The 692-nt window shown below is 75.1% G+C and carries 1 protein-coding gene; it reads right to left on the bottom strand.

Annotated features, from left to right (window positions below; translation table 11 throughout):
• Window positions 1-92: 92 nt before the first annotated feature.
• A partial coding sequence (locus FOE67_RS27670) for an SAM-dependent methyltransferase (protein WP_182667543.1) occupies window positions 93-692 on the bottom strand: 600 nt, incomplete at its 5' end.

Here is a 692-nt window from a genome sequence, read left to right as displayed (position 1 = left end):
CTCCGGGGCCCGACCCCCGACCCGCACAAACGGGAAGCCCCGCCCGGGAGGACGACCCGGAGCGGGGCACCGCGACCGCCGCACCAACGGGATCACGCCAACGCGCTCGCCCCCGCGGAGGACCGACCGAGGACGTGCAGCCCCAGCGCGGGGTCCCCCACCCGCCGGACCCCGAATCCGAGCGCGGTCGCCTCGGCGACCAACTCCTCCTCCGAGCAGACGCACCAGGGGTACTCGACGGTCACCGCGGAGATCTCCGCGTCCCCCCGCAGGGTGCGGTACTCCATCCGCCAGACGAGGCCGTCCGCCCCGGACGGCTCGGCGCTCGCGTACCCCTCGTAGACGAGCTCCCCCACCTCCGTGCGGGCCATGAGCGCCCGGGGCACGGTGACGGGCTCGAAGGGGGGCGCGAGATTGGTGACGAGCACCCCGCCCGGCACCAGGGCCCGCAGCACCCGCTCCAGCAACTCCCGACGCTCGGGGCCGGTGAGATGGCCGAGCATGTTGAGGGCCAGAACCGCGCGAACCTCCCCCGGCAGCACCTCGTCGAGGGCTCCTCCGGGAAGGACGGTGACCCGATCGCGCAGATCGGGGTCGTCGACGATCCGCGGCATGAGGGCCGCACGCATCACCGCGGAGGGCTCGACGGCCACCACGGGCACCCCCGGCACCGCCTCCCCCAGCACCCGCAC

The sequence above is a fragment of the Streptomyces calidiresistens genome (genome assembly GCF_014141525.1).
In the GTDB taxonomy this organism is placed as follows: Bacteria; Actinomycetota; Actinomycetes; order Streptomycetales; family Streptomycetaceae; genus Streptomyces; species Streptomyces calidiresistens.
The sequence above is the reverse complement of the archived record's forward strand: the minus strand, read 5'-3'. Positions and strand labels throughout refer to the sequence as shown.